The 15,899-nt window shown below is 71.5% G+C and carries 15 protein-coding genes; 10 read left to right on the top strand and 5 right to left on the bottom strand.

Going from position 1 to position 15,899, the window contains the following annotated elements; translation table 11 throughout:
- Window positions 1-12 precede the first annotated feature (12 nt).
- From ACOJVX_RS00155 to ACOJVX_RS00120, 8 genes are all read left to right on the top strand, one after another.
- Window positions 13-474, top strand: a complete 462-nt coding sequence (locus tag ACOJVX_RS00155; protein ID WP_016700086.1) for an FHA domain-containing protein FhaB/FipA — start codon at window positions 13-15, stop codon at window positions 472-474.
- On the top strand, window positions 471-1,937 hold the full coding sequence (locus ACOJVX_RS00150; protein WP_026417832.1) for a PP2C family protein-serine/threonine phosphatase: 1,467 nt from the start codon (window positions 471-473) through the stop codon (window positions 1,935-1,937). Before ACOJVX_RS00155 ends, ACOJVX_RS00150 begins: the two co-directional genes overlap by 4 nt.
- Window positions 1,937-3,439, top strand: coding sequence for an FtsW/RodA/SpoVE family cell cycle protein (locus ACOJVX_RS00145; RefSeq protein ID WP_026417833.1), 1,503 nt, complete (start codon window positions 1,937-1,939; stop codon window positions 3,437-3,439). The genes ACOJVX_RS00150 and ACOJVX_RS00145 overlap by 1 nt, the downstream gene beginning before the upstream one ends.
- Window positions 3,436-4,905, top strand: coding sequence for a peptidoglycan D,D-transpeptidase FtsI family protein (locus ACOJVX_RS00140; RefSeq protein ID WP_026417834.1), 1,470 nt, complete (start codon window positions 3,436-3,438; stop codon window positions 4,903-4,905). Before ACOJVX_RS00145 ends, ACOJVX_RS00140 begins: the two co-directional genes overlap by 4 nt.
- 3 nt (window positions 4,906-4,908) lie before the next feature.
- Window positions 4,909-6,393: a serine/threonine-protein kinase gene (locus ACOJVX_RS00135; RefSeq protein ID WP_026417835.1), complete on the top strand. Its 1,485-nt coding sequence runs from the start codon at window positions 4,909-4,911 to the stop codon at window positions 6,391-6,393.
- A 133-nt stretch (window positions 6,394-6,526) separates the two neighbouring features.
- Window positions 6,527-8,479, top strand: coding sequence for a Stk1 family PASTA domain-containing Ser/Thr kinase (gene pknB, locus ACOJVX_RS00130; protein ID WP_422647145.1), 1,953 nt, complete (start codon window positions 6,527-6,529; stop codon window positions 8,477-8,479).
- Between the two features lie 60 nt (window positions 8,480-8,539).
- On the top strand, window positions 8,540-8,947 hold the full coding sequence (locus tag ACOJVX_RS00125; protein WP_051313633.1) for a nuclear transport factor 2 family protein: 408 nt from the start codon (window positions 8,540-8,542) through the stop codon (window positions 8,945-8,947).
- A 349-nt stretch (window positions 8,948-9,296) separates the two neighbouring features.
- Entirely contained in the window at window positions 9,297-9,575 is a 279-nt protein-coding gene (locus ACOJVX_RS00120) for a hypothetical protein (RefSeq protein WP_155886047.1), read from the top strand.
- A gap of 151 nt (window positions 9,576-9,726) precedes the next feature.
- Here ACOJVX_RS00120 and ACOJVX_RS00115 read toward each other — a convergent pair whose 3' ends face one another.
- From ACOJVX_RS00115 to ACOJVX_RS00105, 3 genes are read right to left on the bottom strand one after another with little or no spacing between them, the layout of a single operon-like run.
- Window positions 9,727-10,368, bottom strand: coding sequence for an aminodeoxychorismate/anthranilate synthase component II (locus tag ACOJVX_RS00115; protein ID WP_026417839.1), 642 nt, complete (start codon window positions 10,366-10,368; stop codon window positions 9,727-9,729).
- Between the two features lie 35 nt (window positions 10,369-10,403).
- On the bottom strand, window positions 10,404-10,580 hold the full coding sequence (locus ACOJVX_RS00110) for a hypothetical protein (protein WP_169731678.1): 177 nt from the start codon (window positions 10,578-10,580) through the stop codon (window positions 10,404-10,406).
- A gap of 9 nt (window positions 10,581-10,589) precedes the next feature.
- Window positions 10,590-11,846 carry a class E sortase gene (locus tag ACOJVX_RS00105; RefSeq protein WP_422647144.1) on the bottom strand — a complete coding sequence of 419 codons (1,257 nt, stop codon included), beginning with the start codon at window positions 11,844-11,846 and terminating at the stop codon, window positions 10,590-10,592.
- A gap of 1,183 nt (window positions 11,847-13,029) precedes the next feature.
- Between ACOJVX_RS00105 and crgA the strand changes: the two genes are divergently transcribed.
- Window positions 13,030-13,296 carry a cell division protein CrgA gene (gene crgA, locus ACOJVX_RS00100; RefSeq protein WP_026417841.1) on the top strand — a complete coding sequence of 89 codons (267 nt, stop codon included), beginning with the start codon at window positions 13,030-13,032 and terminating at the stop codon, window positions 13,294-13,296.
- A 293-nt stretch (window positions 13,297-13,589) separates the two neighbouring features.
- Here crgA and ACOJVX_RS00095 read toward each other — a convergent pair whose 3' ends face one another.
- A complete protein-coding gene (locus ACOJVX_RS00095) occupies window positions 13,590-14,513 on the bottom strand; it encodes a rhomboid family intramembrane serine protease (protein ID WP_418154881.1) in 924 nt (307 codons plus the stop codon).
- A 75-nt stretch (window positions 14,514-14,588) separates the two neighbouring features.
- Window positions 14,589-15,146, bottom strand: coding sequence for a peptidylprolyl isomerase (locus ACOJVX_RS00090; RefSeq protein WP_026417843.1), 558 nt, complete (start codon window positions 15,144-15,146; stop codon window positions 14,589-14,591).
- 151 nt (window positions 15,147-15,297) lie between these two features.
- On the opposite strand from ACOJVX_RS00090, the gene ACOJVX_RS00085 reads away from it, so the two are divergent.
- Window positions 15,298-15,879, top strand: a complete 582-nt coding sequence (locus ACOJVX_RS00085) for a hypothetical protein (RefSeq protein WP_418154880.1) — start codon at window positions 15,298-15,300, stop codon at window positions 15,877-15,879.
- Window positions 15,880-15,899 lie beyond the last annotated feature (20 nt).

Genomic DNA, 15,899 nt, shown 5'->3' with positions numbered 1-15,899 from the left:
TGGGGGTGAAACGTGCCAGAGCTGGTGATTCAGCTGACCAGAGCGGGATTCCTCGCTCTGCTCTGGTTGTTCGTGCTGGCCGCGCTCCGGGTGGTTCGCTCCGATCTCTACGCTGCCTCCGGGTTGCGGGCGTCGGTGCCGAACACCCGGCGGGCGCAGCCTCGGCAGCCCAAGGGCGCGAAGTCTCCCCGGCAGCTCCTGGTCACCCAGGGCGCGCTGGCGGGGACGCGAATCGCCCTGGACGGCCGGCCCATCTCGATCGGCAGGGCGGACGATTCCACGCTGGTGCTCGACGACGACTACGCCTCGACACGGCACGCGCGGCTGGTGCTGCGCGGCAGTGACTGGTACGTGGAGGACCTCGGCTCCACCAACGGCACCTACCTCGACCGGGCGAAGGTCACGGGTCCGACCCGAGTCCCGCTCAGGGCCCCGATCCGTATTGGCAAGACGGTGATCGAGCTGCACTCATGACCCTCGTCCTCCGCTACGCGGCCCGCAGTGACCGTGGACTGGTTCGTTCCAACAACCAGGACTCCGTCTACGCCGGCCCCCGACTCCTGGCCCTCGCCGACGGCATGGGCGGCCACGCCGCGGGCGAGGTCGCGAGCAAGGTCGTCATCGCGGCCCTCGCGCCCCTCGACGACGACGAGCCGGGCGACGACCTCCTCGGCCAGCTCGAGGACGCCGTCAGCAACGGCAACGGCATGCTCAACGAGCTGGTCGCCGGTGATCCCGAACTGGAGGGGATGGGCACCACGCTGACCGCGGTGCTCTTCGCCGGGAGCCGGCTCGGGCTGGTCCACGTCGGCGACTCCCGGGCCTACCTGCTGCGGGACAGCACCCTCGGCCAGATCACCCACGACGACACCTTCGTGCAGTCGCTGATCGACGAGGGCCGCATCACCGAACAGGATGCCGCCAACCATCCCCAGCGTTCGCTGTTGTTGCGCGCGTTGACCGGCAACGACGTCGAACTGACCCTCACCGTCCGGGAGGCGAGAGCGGGCGACCGCTACCTGCTCTGCTCGGACGGGCTCTCCGGCGTCGTCACCCACGAGACGCTGGACGAGGCCCTGCGCATCACCGATCCGCAGGCCTGTGCCGACCGCCTCATCGAGCTGGCGCTCAAGAGCGGCGGCCCGGACAACGTCACCGTGATCGTCGCGGACGTCGTCGACGTGGAGTTCGGGGAGAACGCCCCCATCGTCGGTGGTGCCGCTGGTGACGGCAGCGAGGATCCCCCGCCACCCGACTCGGCCGCCGCCCGCGCCTCGGCCACGACGTTGCCAAGACCGGCACGACCGGAACCGACCCGCGCCGCCGAACCCGAGCAGCCCAGGAAGGGGCGGCTCCGACTGGCGCTCGTCATGCTCCTGGTGCTCGTGCTCCTCGGCGTCGGCGGGTTCTTCGGCTACAGCTGGGTGATGGGCCAGTACTTCGTCGGCACCGCCGCCGACGACCGGGTCGCCATCTTCCAGGGTGTCCAGGGCTCGTTACTCGGCGTTCCCTTCCAGCGGGAGGTCGAGGGCTCCTGCGAACCGGACGCGACCGACTGCGCCGAGATCAGCGTCACCGACCTGAAGCCGGCCGCGCAGGACACCGTGCGCGGCGGGATCATCAACGAGAGCCTCCAGGAAGCCAGGAACACCATCGCCCGGCTGCGCACCGAGCAGCTGCTCCCGCCGTGCTCCTCCGAGGACGACGAGGTCGGCCAGGGCACCAGGGGTGACGGCGAGGGGACCAGGCCCCAGGACGAGGACGCCGGCGGCGACGCCCCCGGCTCGGTCTCGCCGAACGCGATCTCCGACGTCGGGGAAGCGGACACCGACGAGGCGGCGGACAAGTCCGCCCTCTCCCGGCCCGCCGAGACGGCGGTCGAGGAGCAGCCCGAGCCCAGCGAGCAGCCCGGGGTGGACTGCCGGGTGGTCGGGTGATGTCGCAGCCGATGAACCAGCCCTCACCGCCGGGCGACGAGTCACCGACCGTCGCCACGGCGCCGGCCGGGCCTCCGCCGCCGCCGACCCGGCGGACCACCGAGCTGTGGCTGCTCGCCTTCTCGGCCGCGCTGCTGAGCATCGCCAACATCCTGGTGGACGCCAACCAGGAAGCCGCGCTGACCTCGCAGATCCTGTACAACGGGGCCGCGTTCCTCGCGTTGTTCGCCGCCGCGCACTTCGCGGTGCGCAAGTGGGCGCCCTACGCCGACCCGCTGATCCTGCCCTTCGCGGCCCTGCTGAACGGGCTGGGCCTGGTGATGATCCACCGGATCGACCTCGCGATGGCCTCCCGGCTGGAGATCAACCCCGAGGACGCGCAGGCCGCGTTCTACGGCGGCCCGCTGGTCGGCCGGCAGATCATGTGGATGGTCATCGGGGTCGCCTTCTTCATCCTCACGCTGTGGCGGATCAAGGACCACCGCCCGCTGGCGAAGTACGGCTACACCTGCGGCCTGGTCGGGTTGGTCGCGCTGGCGCTGCCCGGGATCATCCCGTTCTCCTCGATCGCGCCGACGGTCAACGGCGCGAAGATCTGGTTGCGATTCCCTGGCGGCTTCTCCATCCAGCCGGGTGAGTTCGCGAAGATCCTGCTGATGATCTTCTTCGCGTCCTTCCTGGTCTCGAAGCGGGAGCTGTTCACCGCCGCCGGTCGCACGTTCCTGAGGATGAACTGGCCCAGGGCCCGGGACATGGCGCCGCTCTTCGTCGCCTGGGGCGCCTCGGTGGGGGTCCTGGTCTTCGAACGGGACCTCGGCACCTCGCTGCTGTTCTTCGGCATGGTCCTGGTGATGCTCTACATCGCCACCGAACGCGCGGCCTGGGTCGTGCTGGGGTTGACGCTGTTCGTCGGTGGGTGCCTCGTCGCGTACCAGCTCTTCGGGCACGTCCGGCAGCGGATCGCGAACTGGATGGACCCCTTCGCCACCTACGACGAGGCCGGCGGCGGCTACCAGATCGTGCAGTCGCTGTTCAGCCTCGGTTCCGGGGGGATCTTCGGCAGCGGCCTGGGGTCGGGGCGGCCGGACATCGTGCCGGAGCCGCACACGGACTTCATCACCGTCGGGATGGGTGAGGAGATGGGCTTCGTCGGCCTGAGCGCCGTGCTCATCCTCTACCTGCTGCTGGTCATGCGCGGCCTGCGGTCGGCGCTGGCGGTGCGGGACAGCTTCGGCAAGCTGCTGGCGGGCGGTCTCGCGTTCACCCTCGGCCTCCAGGTGTTCATCGTCGTCGGCGGCGTGACCAAGCTCATCCCCTCCACCGGCATCACCGCGCCGTTCCTCTCCTACGGCGGGTCCTCGCTGCTGGCCAACTACATCCTGATCGCGCTGCTGCTGCGGATCTCGGACGCGGCGCGGCGCCCGGCGGCGCCGCCGAAGCCGAAGCCGAAGCAGGCGCCGATCGCGGAGGCACACACGGAGATGGTGGCGCGCCCGACATGAACACACCGCTGAGGCGAGTCTCACTGTTCGTGATGCTGTTGGTCGTCGCGCTGATGGCCAACCTCACCTACATCCAGGTGATCAAGGCGGACGAGTACCGCACCGATCCCCGGAACAGCGTCCGGAAGTCCCTGGAGGAGTACTCCCGGAAGCGGGGGGACATCCTCGCCGGCGACCAGGTGATCGCGAGCGCCGTGGAGACCGGGGGGCGGCTTCGGTTCCAGCGCACGTACTCGGCCGGTCCGGTGTACGCGCCGATCACCGGGTTCTTCTCGGACCGGTACGGCAGCCGGGGCATCGAGGCGGTGGAGAACGACGTCCTCAACGGTTCGGACGACCGGCTGTTCGTGCGGCGGTTGTCCGACCTGATCACCGGGCGGGACCCGGAGGGCGGGAAGATCCGGCTGACGGTCGACCCGCACGTGCAGCAGGTCGCCTACGACCAGCTGGCGGACCGGGGGTTCACCGGGTCGATCGTGGCGCTGGACCCGAAGACCGGGGCGATCCTCGCCATGGCGAACACGCCGTCCTACGACCCGAGCCCGCTGGCCGACCACGACAACAACGTGCAGGCCGAGGCGTGGGCGGAGTACACGGAACGGGAGGACGGCCCGATGCGGAACCGGGCCATCCAGGAGATCCAGCCCCCGGGGTCGACGTTCAAGCTGATCACCGCCGCCGCCGCCTTGGAGAACGGCTGGCGGTCGGACACCGGCGTCAGCCCGGATCCGGTGGTCACCCTGCCGAACACCAGCACCGACCTGCCGAACTTCAACCGCAACCCCTGCGGCGACGGGCAGTCGGCGACGCTGAAGGATGCCGTGGCCGAGTCCTGCAACGTGCCGTTCGCGGAGATCTCCGGGGAGCTGGGCGCGGACACCATGCGGGAGACGGCGCGGTCGTTCGGGTTCGACGAGGAGATCTTCATCCCGATCCGGGTGGCGGCCTCGGGCATGGGTGAGCTGGGCGACGTGGCGCAGCTGTACCAGGCGGGGATCGGGCAGCGGGACGTCCGGGTGACCCCGATGCAGAACGCGATGATGGCGGCGACCATCGCCAACGGTGGAACGCGGATGTCCCCCTACCTGGTGGACAGCATCCTGGGCCCGGACCTGTCGACGCTGGACAGCACATCGCCCGACGAGCTGAACCAGGCCATCTCCCCGGAGACGGCGGCCACGCTCACCGACATGATGATCGCCTCCGAGGAGTACACCGGTGGCGGAGGTGACGTCCTGCCGAACGTCACGGTGGCGTCGAAGACGGGGACCGCGCAGTGGGGGACCGACCCGGGGGCGAACCCGCCGCACGCCTGGTACGTGGCCTTCGCGCCCGCCGAGGACCCGCAGGTCGCGGTGGCCGTGCTGGTGGAGAGCGGCGGGGACCGCAGTCTGGGTGCCACCGGTGGCAAGGTCGCCGCGCCCCTCGGGCGTGAGGTGATGCGGGCCGCCCTCGGAGGTGGCTGACCAGTGCTGACCTCCGGCCAGCTGCTCGCGGACCGCTACCGCCTGGGTAACCGGATCGCGGTCGGTGGCATGGGCGAGGTGTGGGAGGCCTCGGACACCCGCCTGGACCGGACGGTCGCCGTGAAGGTGCTGAAACCGGAGCTGTGCGGCAACGCCGAGTTCCTGCACCGCTTCCGGACCGAGGCGAGGATGACGGCCTCGCTGAACCACCAGAACATCGCCTCGGTGCACGACTACGGCGAGACGGCGGCGGTCGCGGGTGGCCCCGAGGACACCGCCTACCTGGTGATGGAGCGGGTGGTCGGTGACCCGCTCGCCGCGATCATCGCCACGCAGGGCCGGCTCACCGCGGAACGGACGCTGGACGTCCTGGAGCAGGCCGGCCACGCGTTGCAGGCCGCCCACGAACGCGGACTGGTGCACCGGGACGTGAAACCCGGCAACATCCTGGTGTCCCCGGACGGTCGGGTGAAGCTGACGGACTTCGGCATCGCCAAGGCGGCGGACGCCGCCCCGGTGACCAGGTCCGGAATGGTGATGGGAACGGCGCACTACATCGCCCCCGAACAGGCGCTGGGCGGGGAGGCCGAACCGACGAGTGACGTGTACTCGCTGGCGGTGGTGGGTTACGAGTGCCTGATGGGGCACCGCCCGTTCGTGTCGGACAACGCGGTCACGGTCGCGATGATGCACATCCGTGAGTTGCCGCCGCCACTTCCGGTGGATGTACCACCCGCGGTGCGGGCGCTGATCGACGCGACCCTGGTCAAGGACCCGCGTCGTCGGTACCGTAGCGGAGGCGAGTTCGCCGCGGCCGTGGCCGCCGTGCGGGCTGGCCGACCGCTGCCGCCGCCGTCCGGACTGGCTCCTCAGCTCGGGGTTCCGCTCGCGGCCACGACCGGCCCGGTACCGAGCGTCCCGGCCGGGATGCCGCCGCAACCAGCCGGTGTCGTGGGTGGGGGCCCGCCCCACCCGGTCGGCGCCGGTCATCAGGCCCCCTACCCGGGGCCGGGTCACGGCCCTCCCCCTCCGAACGGGGGGCGAACCGCGCTGTGGGTGACGGTGGTGCTCCTGCTCGTCGCGGCGGTGGCCGTATCGGTGTGGGGCGTCACCCGCATCCTCGGGCACAATCAGGAACCGACATCCCACGACACGCCGGTGGAGAGGACGGACACGGGAGAGGAGTTCAGTGAGGTTCCCGGTCAGCAGCGGTACCCGGGGGACACCCGCCCCACCGACGATCCCGCCGGCGGTGGTCCGCCGGACCGGACGCCGGGGGTGATGGTCGACCCCCGCGAGTTGCTCGGGAGGTCAGCCGACGTGGTGGCCGACGCGCTCCGCGAGCAGGGGCTCGAACCTCGCCTGCGCACGGAGGAGGACGAGGGTACGCCGAAGGACCCGGCACACTGTTGGGTCGACCTGGTTGTCCCGGCCCAGGGCGAGGTGCCGGTCGGAACCGAGGTCGAGGTGTGGTGCACGCAGGAGTAGGGGCGGGGCACGCCCGGCGCGGCCGCGGCCGCACCAGCCGGTCCGCCACTCCCGAGGAGTGGCGGGGGTTTGGTGCCGGCCGTCGGGCAGGCATCATGAGACGACCGTTGACGAGGATCGGGACGACGTAGTAATGAGCACGCAGCGCCTGCTCTCCAACCGCTACGAACTGGGCGGAACGCTCGGTTACGGAGGCATGTCCGAGGTCCACCAGGGCCGGGACGTCCGCCTCAGCAGGGACGTGGCCGTGAAGGTGCTGCGTGCCGACCTGGCGAGGGACCCGACGTTCCAGCTCCGTTTCCGCCGGGAGGCGCAGAACGCGGCCGCGCTCAACCATCCGGCGATCGTCGCCGTGTACGACACCGGGGAGACCGAGACCGAGTACGGTCCCCTCCCCTACATCGTCATGGAGTACGTCGACGGCCGAACCCTGCGGGACATGGTCAAGGGCGACGGGCCGCTGTCCAACCGCCGGGCCATGGAGGTCATGGCCGACGCCTGCGCCGCGCTCGACTTCAGCCACCGGCACGGCATCATCCACCGGGACGTCAAGCCGGCGAACATCATGATCACGAAGTCCGGCGCGGTCAAGGTGATGGACTTCGGGATCGCCAGGGCCCTGCACGACGGTCAGGCCGCGGTCACGCAGACGGCCGCGGTGATCGGCACCGCGCAGTACCTGTCGCCGGAGCAGGCGCGGGGCGAGGCGGTGGACGCCCGCAGTGACGTGTACGCGGCGGGCTGCGTCCTCTTCGAGCTGCTCACCGGGGAGCCCCCGTTCACCGGCGACTCGCCGGTCGCGGTCGCCTACCAGCACGTGCGGGAGGACCCGAGGCGTCCCTCCGAGGTCAACTCACGGGTGTCCGCCGCCCTGGACGCGATCGTCCTCAAGGCGATGAGCAAGAACCCGGCGAACCGCTACCAGTCCGCAGCCGAGATGCGCACCGACCTGGTCCGGGTGCTCTCGGGCCAGCGTCCCTCCGCTCCGATGGTGATGACGGACGAGGAACGGACCTCGATGATGGGGGCCGACGAGGGCGCGGACGGTGGGCGCCACCGGTCGGACGAGGACGACGACTACGACGAGCTCGCCGAGGAGGAGGAGCGCCGCCGCCGGCGTCGCAAGGGTTGGACGGCCGCGCTCGTCACGGTGCTGTGCGTGGTGGTGCTGGGCCTCGGCGCGTGGTGGGCCAGTGGTCTGCTCGGCAACCAGCAGGAACCCGACCCAGGACCCGGGGACGACGAACCGGTGCTGGTGAACGTCCCCGACCTGGTGGGTCTTCCCGCCGAGGAGGCCGCCGCGGAGCTGGAGGAGCTCGGGCTCGTCGGCGAGGAGAACGAGGAGGCGTCCGACGAGGTCGAGGAGGGGATGGTGATCCGCTCCGAACCGGGTCTCGGCTCGGAGGTCCAGGAGGGGGACACGGTCGCCTACTGGGTGAGCACCGGCCCGGACAGCGTCGAGGTACCCGACCTCAGCAGGATGACCTCGGACGACGCGAAGCGGCGGTTGGAGGAGCTCGGTCTGGACCTCGACCCGGCCTACAGCTACGAGCAGACCTCGGACTCGAGCCTGGTGGACCGGGTGGTCGCGCAGACGCCCGCCGCGGGTTCCGGCCCCGTCCCGGTGGGGACGTCGGTGTCCATCACGCTGGGCCGCGAGCGGGAGCAGTCCACCGTGCCCTCGGTCGTGGGCCAGCAGTTCGACTCGGCGGAGAGCCTGTTGAGCAGTCTCGGCTTCGAGGTGTCGCGGCGGAACGTCAGCGGTAGCCAACCGGCCGGTGAGGTGGTGGCCCAGTCGCCCGAGTCGGGGTCCAAGGTCGACCCGGGAGCGACGATCACGCTCGACGTGTCCGAGGGTGACCAGCTCACGATGACGGACCTGGCGGGCATGACGGTGGATGAGGCCCGGGACGCGCTGGGACAGGACGGCTGGACGGGTTCCCTCGAGGAGACCGAGGTCCCGGTGGACAACCTGGAGCAGGACGGGCAGATCCTCAGCCAGTCCCCCTCGCCGGGGGCGACGCTCGGTCGCAACCAGAGCGTCCAGGTCCAGGTGGGTTCGTTCAGCGTCCTCCCCTCCGGCTGAGGTCGCTGGGCGGGCCTCGCGGCTCCGTGCTGGGCCGGTCGGTCCCGTACGCTGATGGTCATGGACAGCTCCGCCCAGGACCACGTGCGGGGCACGACGGACCGTTACCTGAGCCGGTTGGCGGCCGGAGACGTGACCGGCGTGCTTGCGCTGTTCTCGGACGACGGCGTGGTCAGCTCCCCGATGACCGGCCGCATCCCCGCCCGGGAGTTCTACCCCGAACTCGCGGCCGCGACGCAGCGGTCGGCGGTGACTCCCTTGGACGTGTTCGTCTCGGTCGCCGACACGCGGCGGGCGGCGGTGCGGTTCCGGTACGACTGGCGGCTCCCGGACGGCCAGCCGACCTCCTTCGACTGCGTGGATGTGTTGACGTTCACCGAGGACTGGTCGATCGCCGAGCTGCGGATCGTCTACGACACCCACCCGCTGCGCGCCGCCTGGCGGGCGAGCCTGCGCGGGACGCGCTGAGGCGACTGCCCTTCGGGCGCCGGCCGGCACGTCACCGGGTGGTGTGGGCGGCCGCTGACCGCTCGGCCCCGCCTCGGGGCCGGGGTGCTCCCGGTGGCGTCGCCACTGGCCGGGGTTCCGGAGGTGGTGGTCCGGGCCGGGTGGGGTGGCCCCCCGACGTGCTCGACAGTCCGTTGACGATTCGTCACCGTCCGCGATATCGGTGCCCCGATCGCGTCGCTGCCCGGCCCGCTCCCTCCCCCGGCCGGGCGGGTCCCCCTCGGCTGACTGACTCCACGTTGCGTTCATCGGCGTAGGCGGTGACGCTGGATCCCCGGCACGAGGTGCCGTGGGTGCCGAGGAGGTGGAGGTGTCTGGGATGGTCAAGTACGACGGTCGCTTTCACGCCGACGTGACCTGCTGGGATGCCTGGGGCGCGGAGGAGTTGTTCACCGTGGAGGCGGATGCGGTGCAGGTGCGGCTCACCTCGCCCGCGGGGAGCCGGGTGGGTCTGACCCCGAACGCGGCCCGCGAGCTGGCCGACGCGATCAGGTTCTCCATCGCCACCACCATCCGGCAGCGCAGGGCGGCGGCGTTCCCCCGGCCGCGCCCGGAGGGCGCTCCCGCCCCGGACACCCCTCCGGGTTGAGCGGGCGTCGTGCGGGACCCGTGCCGGGGATCGACTGGTACGCGGTTCGAGGCCCGCCCCGGCCGTCAGCGTGGCACCGGTGCCACGCTGGTCGCTCCCACTCGACGAGGCGGACCGGCCACACCGGAAGCGGAGGGGTGCGCGGCGCGCCTCACGTCCTGGCCGCGAGAGCGACCGCGCGCATGCCCCGTTCGAGTTCGAGCACGGTGCCCTCCGGCACCTGGTGGCCGCAGTGGCGGAGCCAGTTCGCGAGCATCCGGTGGCCACCGTCGGTGAGCACCGACTCGGGGTGGAACTGGACACCTTCCACGGGCAGCTCGCGGTGGCGCATGGCCATGACGACCCCGCTCCCGGTGCGTCCGGTGACCTCGAACTCGGCTGGCACCGTGCTCGGACGGACCGTCAGGGAGTGGTAGCGGGTGGCGGTGAAGGGCCGGGGGAGGCCGGCGAGCACACCGAGGCCCTCGTGGTGGACCTCGCTCGTCTTCCCGTGCAGCAGTTCCGGAGCGCGTTCGATGACGGCACCCCACACCGCGCCGATCGCCTGGTGGCCGAGGCACACGCCGAGCAGGGGGAGCCGGGCGTCCGCCGCGCGGCGGACGACCTCCATGCTGACCCCGGCCCGCTCCGGGGTCCCGGGGCCCGGGCTGAGCAGCACGCCGTCCACGCGGGTGAGGTCCGACCACTCGACCTCGTCGTTCCGGCGCACGACGCAGTCGACGTCGAGCTGCGCCAGGTACTGGACCAGGTTGTAGACGAAGCTGTCGTAGTTGTCGACGACGAGAACGCGCACGTGGACAGGCTAGCCCAGTCGTCCACCCACGCGGCTCAACCCACCGTGTTGCCGTCCGAGGGGACGTCGACGTTGTTCCACGGGAGCTGGGGCTCCACCCACGGGAACACGACGAAGAGCAGCAACGCGGAGACGCCAGCCACGAGGACGAGCGCCAACACCAACCGGACCGCGAAGGGCCCGGGCAGGTGCCGCCAGATCCAGCCGTACACCGATGCCTCCTAGGACTGGGACAGCTCGGGCGGAGGGCCGGCGCCCTCGCCTTCCTTGGGGTACTGCGCGGTCAACAGCCCGTGGATGATCATCCGCTGGCGGTCGGAGTACCTCGGGTGACAGGTGGTCAGGGTGATGAGCGGCCGTGCCTCGGGGACGGTGATGTCCGCTTCCCGGTTGCTGGGCACCGGGAGGATGACCTCCCCCTGGCTGGGGTCGACGATGTGCCGCCCCACCACGCCGCCGTAGATGCCACCGCCCTCCACGTCCGGTTGGAGGAGGGAGGGCACGTCGACGCACTCCGGGCGCTCGGCGCGGGTGGCTTCCCAGTCGGCGAGTTCGTCCTCCATCGGGAGCACCCGGTAGACGTACCAGTTGTCCCGGTCCTCGATGACGAGGGAGTCGCAGCTGCGCAGCCGGTCGAGGTTGTTGAAGGGGGAACCCCAGCCGTCGCGGTGGCCGGCGATCGAGAAGTTCCCGACCTCGCCGGGCATGGCGGTGTTGACGTAGTGCCCGACCCCGATCTGGAGGTGGCTGTCGGAGGTGCCCTCGACGATCGGCATGTGGTAGTCGGGGCCGAACGACGGGATGAACAGTTGCGCGAAGGTGTCGCCCTCGAGGACGGACACCGCCTCCCCGCGTTCGTTCTCCCCCGCGGCCCAACGCTCCTGCAACTCCACCTCCGCCTGCGCGCGGTTCCGCGCGGCGAACCAGTCGGTGACGAAGACCTCGTAGACGACGAACAGCAGGACGACCATGCCGGCGGTGAGCATCAGCTCACCGACGGACCGGGCGACCACCCGCCCGGCGCCCTCCCGCCGGCGCGGTGGCTTCCCGACGTCCGCCGCCCCCTCGGCGCGCCCGGCGTTCGGCTCGTCGTCCGGCTCCTCGTCGTGGTCCGGGTGCTCGTCGACCGTCGTCCCGCGCTGCTCGGCGTCGGTGTCGTGGCGGCCCGGGCGGTCGGGGACCGGGGGGATGAGCTCGGTGGGTTGGTCGAGCTCCTCGGGTGGCACCGCTGCCGGGGCGTGGGCGGGCCTCGCCCCGCCGGGGGGGACGGGGGGGCCGACCCGCCGACGACGACCGCCGACGGGGGGCAGCTGCTGGGTGGCGCCGGGTTCGGCCGGGGCGCCAGGGGGCGGTGGGGTGTGGGGTCCCGGGTCGAGTCGGGCGTTCAGGCTCCCCGCCTGGGGACGGGCCGGGTGGGGCTCCCCTTCGGGGAACGGGGTGGCCGTCGTGGGTTCGGCACCTGGCAGTCGACCGCGCACGGTCGGCGGGGTCTCGCCGCCGGGCCACGAGGTCTCGGAGGCGAGGTGCGGGTCCTGTTCCCTCGGCCGCGGGGTCCCACCAGGCACCGCTCCGGCGGGGTGGGGTGGTGGTGGGGCGGCGCGGCGACGCGGGGGACGGCCCTCACCGGGCGGTGGGGTCTCGTGCGCGGTCGGGGCGGGGGGTTCGGGTGCCCGTCGCCTGCGCCTGCCCTCGCCGGTGTGCCCCGGAGGGGAGTAGCCCGGTGGGGGGTTCTCGACCGGGTGGTTCTGGCCCGCGCCGGGCCAGCTGGGCGGATCGAGGTCGCCGTCCCGACGCCGTTGGGCGCGGGTGCGTTGCGGGGCGCCCTCCTGCCCTGCCGGAGGCCGGCGGGTCAGGGGGCCGGTGCGCGGGGCGGCTCGGCCGCCCGCCCCTTCGTCCGGTTCGCGGTAGCGGTGCCGCTCGGGACGGGACGGTCCCTCGTGCGGGGCCTGCCGTGGTGGGTGGGGGGGTTCGGCCGGTTGCCGGTCCGCGACGGGCCAGTGCTCCTCGTCCTCGGGGAACCCCTCCGCTCGGGGTTCCTCCGACCGTGCGTGCCGACGGGGATGGGGCGGCGGTTGATGACGAGATCCGGGACGAGCACCGAACTGGTCCCCCGTCGGCGGGAACTCATTCACCACGCAACCTCCTGGCTCGGGTCCGCCGACCCGGGGGTCGGCGGGCATGCCTCTGACGCCGGAACGGCGCCGAGGGCGGCTGGCTCGTTCCGGGACGAACCTCGCAGCTCGTGCGTCCCCGACGGCGCGCGCCACGGCGTCGGTACGTCGGTGGGGACGGGCGGCCGCGGCGTGCGCGCTCTGACAGGGTAGTGGTCACCTCACCGGGCGCGGTGACTTCCCGGCCCCCGGTGCGCACCCGGGTGGGGATCGACCCGGTGCGCGGGCGTGCCACCCGGATCCGTGAGGAGGCACGGGACGACCGCACGAGCCCGGCGCGCCGCGCCCAGGGCGGCCGGGGAGCGGGCGGGATCACCTGGCTCCCTTCGGCCGTGGGCGACGTGCTGTGGGGCTCACACCTGTCCTTCGCGGCGGTCTTCCACTACGTTAACGTGGTCGTTGTGTCGGGTCGGCCACCCCGCGAAACGCGGTCGTCCCGTCGTCAACGATCAGACGTCGTCGAACACCGGCCAACGCAGGCGAGGACACCATGCCGAAGTCCAAGGTCCGCAAGAAGGATGTCTACACCCCGCCGCCGGACAAACGTACTCCAGTGAAGGCGAAGGCGATCGGCCCCTCGCACCCGCTGTACGTCGCGGTGATGCTCGGGGTGATGGTGCTCGGGCTGCTGTGGCTGATCGTGAACTACATCGCCGGTGACCGGATTCCGCTGATGGCGGAGTTGGGTTCCTGGAACTTCCTCGTCGGCTTCGCGTTGATGATCACCGGCCTGCTGATGACGATGCGGTGGCGTTGACCGCCCCTGAACGAGTTCCTTCCCCCGACCCGGACGTGTCATCGCGTTCGGGTCGTTCGCTGTTCGGCCCCGAATCACTCACCCCGGGTCACCGAAGTACACGGATGTAAGTAATCCCCACTGGGGACAACTCCTGTGGATAACTTTGCGCCCCGAGGCACAAGCGGCCGGTCGGAGCGGGTCAGTTGTCCACAGCCCCGACCGGTCGCTCCCCGATCCGATCGGCCGCGCCACCCCGGTGGAGCGGGTCGACGTCACGACGGGTCATCGACCGGCCGGGAGGGACGGTCCGCTCAGAGCGTCAACGGCACGCACCAGGTGCCGTCGGCCGCGCATCCCCAGGGGCCGAGCTGGGCGTCCCGCAACAGGAACGCCACCACGAGCAGCACGAGGATCCCGACGATGGTGCCGACCTGGACGGCCGTTCGCCTCTCCCGGGGAGCGAAGACCATGCCCGCCGTGGCCAGCGAGCCGACGAGCAGTCCGCCGAGGTGCCCGAGCAGGGAGATACCCGGGATCAGCACGCTGATCACGAGGTTGATGCCGATGAGCAGCAGGGCCTGCCTGGGGTTGACCTTGAGCCGCAGCGCCGCGACGGCGACGCCGCCCATCAGTCCGAAGACCGCGCCGGAGGCGCCGGCGACGCTGGTCTGCATGCTGCCGAGCAGGAACACGGCGATGCTGCCGCCGAACAGCGAGACCAGGTAGACGGCGACGAACCGGAGACGGCCGAGCAGCGACTCCAGGTCACGCCCCAGGATCCACAGCGCGTACATGTTGACGAGCAGGTGGAACGGACCGATGTGCAGGAACCCCGCGGTGAGCAGGCGCCACCACTCGCCGGCGGCCACCTGGGGCGGCCAGAGCGACCACTGGGCGAAGAGCTCCGAGTTGGCGTTGTTCATCGGGTCCCGAGCCAGGATCGCGGTCGCCACGAAGACGAGCACGTTGATGGCCAGCAGGACCGGGACGACCACTGGTTTGGTGGCCACCCTGGCTCCGGCCACCGTCACCGGGCGCCGCACGTCGCGTTGCCCCGCGCTCACGCACTCCACGCACTGCGAGCCGACGGCCGCCTCCCGCAGGCAGGCCGGGCAGGCCGGGCGCTCGCAGCGGGTGCAGCGCAGCCACGTCTCCCGGTCCGGGTGCCGGAAGCAGCCCGGTGGGCGTGGGGTGGTGTCCCCGGTCTCGTGCGACGGTTCCGATGGCACGGTCATGGCGTGGCCCCCGCTTCTGACGGCTCGGCTGATCGGACACGACCGGCGGCGCTGGGCCGCCCGGCGAAGGGCGCCCTACTCGGGGTCGGAGACCTCGACCGTCACCTGGTCGATGACCACGTCGGTGACCGGGCGGTCGTGTGCCGCCGTCGCGGTACCCGCGATGGCGTCGACGACGTTGCGCGACTCCTGGTCGGCGACCTGGCCGAAGATGGTGTGCTTGAAGTTCAGGTGCGTGGTGGGCACCACGGTGATGAAGAACTGCGAGCCGTTGGTGCCGGGGCCGGAGTTCGCCATCGCGAGCAGGTAGGGCCGGTTGAACTGGAGCTCCGGGTGGAACTCGTCCTGGAACCGGTATCCGGGGCCGCCGCGGCCGGTCCCGGTCGGGTCACCCGTCTGGATCATGAATCCGTTGATGACCCGGTGGAAGATGACGCCGTCGTAGAACGGGCCGGACCGCTCTCCCCGCGCGTTCGGCTCCGAGTACTCGGCCGTACCCGTGGCGAGCCCCACGAAGTTCCGCACGGTTTTCGGGGCCTTGTCCGGGTAAAGGGCGAGACGGATGTCGCCCTGCGAGGTGTGCAGGACGGCCGTCACCACCTTCCCGACGAGTGATTCCTTGCTGTCTACCACTGGTCCATCGTGCCATCCGAGCGAACCAGGCATAGAAGCGGCAGGATCGGGGCAACCCCTGGACGACAGTGCTGTCCGTACCGCGCTGATCTCCACAGACGGGGGCCAGCCGGATTCCACGGCATCGGTCACGGACGTTGGGGAGGGAACGTTGGACGAGGTGAAGGCGATGGCGACGGCCGGCGAGTCAATGGGCCGGGCGGTCGGTACCGGGATCAGGACGGTGCGGGAGGGCGCTCAGCGAGCGGGTCGCTCGGGGGCGCGAGCCTCCCGGGACGCCGCCCGGCGGGCCGAGGACGGGCTCGCCCGGCGGGGGCTGGCTCCCGGCCAACTCGCCGAACTGATCGACGAGAACGCGAAGAACGCTCGGAAGGGCCTGGACAGGAGGAAGAAGAAGCTGGTGAAGCAGCGGGCGAAGGCACAGAAGCAGCTGAGGAAGGCGGCCAAGGAGGCGCGGTCCGAGCTGGCGAAGCAGAACCGCCCGCGCCGACGCCGGTGGCCCTGGGTGTTGGCGGCGCTCGTGGCGGCGGGTGCCGCGGCGGTGGCGGCGTCGAAGCGCCAGGAGGAGGAGCTGTTCCTCGCCGAGGCGGACCTCAGCCCCGAACCCTCCGAGGCCGAGTCCGACCGGAAGCGGCAGGGTGACCCCTTGGCCAACGGGGTGACCGACGCCTCCCGCAACGGGAGCGGTGAGAGCGCGAACTCCGACACGGGCGAGCACAGCCGGAAGCGCTGAGGCCGCCCGCCAGGTGCTGC

The organism is Actinoalloteichus caeruleus (assembly GCF_049311605.1).
GTDB classification, from domain to species: Bacteria; Actinomycetota; Actinomycetes; order Mycobacteriales; family Pseudonocardiaceae; genus Actinoalloteichus_B; species Actinoalloteichus_B caeruleus.
The sequence above is the reverse complement of the archived record's forward strand: the minus strand, read 5'-3'. Positions and strand labels throughout refer to the sequence as shown.